Origin of the sequence: Coleofasciculus sp. (assembly GCF_046539235.1) — a bacterium.
GTDB lineage: Bacteria > Cyanobacteriota > Cyanobacteriia > Cyanobacteriales > Coleofasciculaceae > Coleofasciculus.
The window spans coordinates 1-2,691 of record NZ_JBKHHI010000602.1; the positions used below are offsets into that span (position 1 = coordinate 1).

Here is a 2,691-nt window from a genome sequence, read left to right on the forward strand (position 1 = left end):
GTAGTATTGACACCTATTGGTGTGGGTGACCTACTCAATGCAGATGAAAAGCAAACTGATTCAGAAAATCATTGCCAGTGGACTTGTATTTGCGGCGTTGACTGCCCCGAGTCAGCAAATGGTGCAAGCGCAAGAACGCTCAACCTTCCTGCTCAGGCTAAATTGTGTGGATACGGGGATCGGTAACTGGAGACGTCGAAGTGAAAACGTTGTCGTCAATAAAGCGGTTTACTCATCGCGATTTTATATGGGTCCAGGCGATACTCAGGCATCATTGACCTGTAGGCTGCAACCCAATCGGGAGAATGTCACTTTTCAGACGTTGCAATTAGGGTTTGGCATGCGCGATAACGACCAAGGTAGCCCCAGGGTTCTTGTTAATGTGTATATAGATGGGGTAAAGGCTGAATCTCGAACCGTTGCACCCGGAGGAGAACCCGCTTTCGTACCGCTGGATGTGACCAACACGCAAAATGTTTCCCTGGAAGCTATCTGTACGAGCAGATTTCAATATTGCGATCGCGTTTATTTCTGGGAAGCTTCACTAGGGATTGCTCCCTAAGCGTCGGCATCGGCTGGCGTAACCCCAGTTAACGGTTACGCATTTAGGTTCTAGACGTGTGAGGGTACGTTTGTACAACCCCAAACTAGGAGTTCTTTAATCAATTGCATGAGGCTTTTGCCGGACAAGCTCAACCGATCAGAGTATCATCAGCAGTATCAATAACAATTGCTGCTTTTTCATCCCGGTGTCATTTTATTGCCATCAGCCTACTATAAGCCATGAAAGTCAAGCGCCTGAAAATCAACTCGTTCCGTGGCATCGGCGATCTGACGCTGGAGTTCCATGAGACTGAACCGACAGTCTTGGTGGGGATCAACGGAACGGGAAAATCCAGTATTCTCGACTGTATCGCACTCCTACTTTCCCATTTTGTGGCGGAACTTCAAGATCCGATTGGAACGGGACATTTTATTAACGAACAGGATATTACGGAAGAACGGAAAATTCCACGACATTTTTTTAGTCAGGAAGATATCGCCAATGGCGCCCATCAAACCAAAAATGAGATCACGATTTCCCTGAGGGAACGGCAGATCAGTTGGTTTCTCTCATTATCCAATACCAAGGGACGACCCAGAGGCGGGAACATTCGAGAATTAGAAGGAATTTGTTTGCGAATTAAGAATCAGTTGCAAAACAATCTGAATGTGAATTTACCCGTCGTGGTTTACTATCCCGTCAACCGCCAGTTTTGCGACAAGGTTACCCAAGAAACAACTAAATACTATTGGTCGAACCAACTGGCGATTTATGACCACGCCTTAACGGGTGTGTCGATTAACTTTAGCAGCTTCTTCGAGTGGTTTAAGGATCTTGAGGATCTAGAAAACGAATGGCGTCGAGATAATCCCGAACATCGCGATCGCCTCCTAGAAGCCATCCGACAAGCGATATCCTCTCTGTTACCCGGTTTTGCTAACTTGCGGGTGCGACGTGCCCCCTTACGGATGACAGTGACGAAACAAGGTCGAGAATTAGTCGTTAATCAACTATCAGAAGGAGAAAAAGGCTTACTCTCACTCGCTGCCGATTTAGCCAAACGATTAGCGATCGCGAATCCGGGGTTAACGAATCCCCTAGAAGGGAATGGTGTGGTTCTGATTGATGAGATTGAACTCCACCTGCATCCGAAATGGCAACATGAGATTGTGCCAGCACTGACTCGAACTTTCCCCAACTGTCAGTTTATTGTGGCGACTCATTCACCCCAGGTGATTGCTAATGTCAACCCGGAACAGGTTTATCTTCTCCAAGCTATCCCGGATAGTGAAGTAGGAGACACTCCGGTGATTATCGCCAAACATCCAGAACCGTCAATGAGTCAAGACAGTAATTCCTTGATCAAAGAACTGATGGAGGTTTCGGTTACGTTGTAGTCGAGGACGGTAATGCTTGTGTCCAAATAGCTGCGGGTATGTATAGACACACTATACAACCAGACATGATATCAATGGGCGAGTTACTAACAGTAATTAGCTGTCCTATTACTGTTAGTCCAGCGACCATTGGTGTCAACTTAAGCTGGAGATGGCTTAATGGTTGGTTTCCACATCCGCCAAGAACTGAAGTTCTTGGCTAATAGCGAAAGTCCACGCTTCGTGGACTGAAGATTAAAGAAGCCAGCCAATTGAGTCATCTTTAGATGACTTGAGCTATTAGCAAGGAAATTCATTTCCTTGCGGGCTATAGGTTTGACGTTAAGTTGACACTGATGTCCAGCGACTCGCCCCTACAAAGTGTTTATGTCTAGTTATATCATGTCCGGTTGAATACCCATAATTACAGTGAGGGTGAGTAGGGGCTTGGTTACCAAGCCCCTACATTTTTATTAGGGGGGATTTGCCGGACATCATATTATTTATGTTCTAATTACAATTTGAAGATTCTGCTTCCTCTAGCACATCCGACACCCAGAACAAGTATATTAAATAGACGGATTGTTGAATAGATTCTAAACGGCTAGCCCACTCAGCAACTTCTGTTAGGTTCATGGTTAAGTGAATTCTTCCGTCTCTAGAACAATCGGCAGTTGGCAGGATTTGTTGATGTAGTTCTGCAAGTCCCTGAACTACAGTAGTTAAATGGGGACGATTTTCTTGCTCTGAAGGCGAAAGCTGATTGAAATA

General features: G+C 45.6%; 3 protein-coding genes. 2 read left to right on the forward strand and 1 reads right to left on the reverse strand.

Annotated features, from left to right (window positions below; all coding sequences use genetic code 11):
• Nucleotides 1–43: 43 nt before the first annotated feature.
• Together ACLFWI_RS29130 and ACLFWI_RS29135 are read left to right on the forward strand one after the other, a co-directional pair.
• The gene (locus ACLFWI_RS29130) at nucleotides 44–562 is read left to right on the forward strand and encodes a hypothetical protein (protein WP_446415829.1); all 519 of its coding nucleotides are present in this window, start codon (nucleotides 44–46) and stop codon (nucleotides 560–562) included.
• A gap of 221 nt (nucleotides 563–783) precedes the next feature.
• On the forward strand, nucleotides 784–1,941 hold the full coding sequence (locus ACLFWI_RS29135; protein WP_446415830.1) for an AAA family ATPase: 1,158 nt from the start codon (nucleotides 784–786) through the stop codon (nucleotides 1,939–1,941).
• 489 nt (nucleotides 1,942–2,430) lie between these two features.
• Here the strand turns inward: ACLFWI_RS29135 and ACLFWI_RS29140 are convergent.
• On the reverse strand, nucleotides 2,431–2,691 hold a 261-nt coding region (locus ACLFWI_RS29140), incomplete at its 5' end, for a hypothetical protein (protein ID WP_446410645.1).

Excerpts from the sequence above, each read along its gene's own strand:
- ACLFWI_RS29130 (WP_446415829.1), top strand. The coding sequence starts at position 44 with ATGAAAAGCAAACTGATTCAGAAAATCATTGCCAGTGGACTTGTATTT.
- ACLFWI_RS29135 (WP_446415830.1), top strand. The coding sequence starts at position 784 with ATGAAAGTCAAGCGCCTGAAAATCAACTCGTTCCGTGGCATCGGCGAT.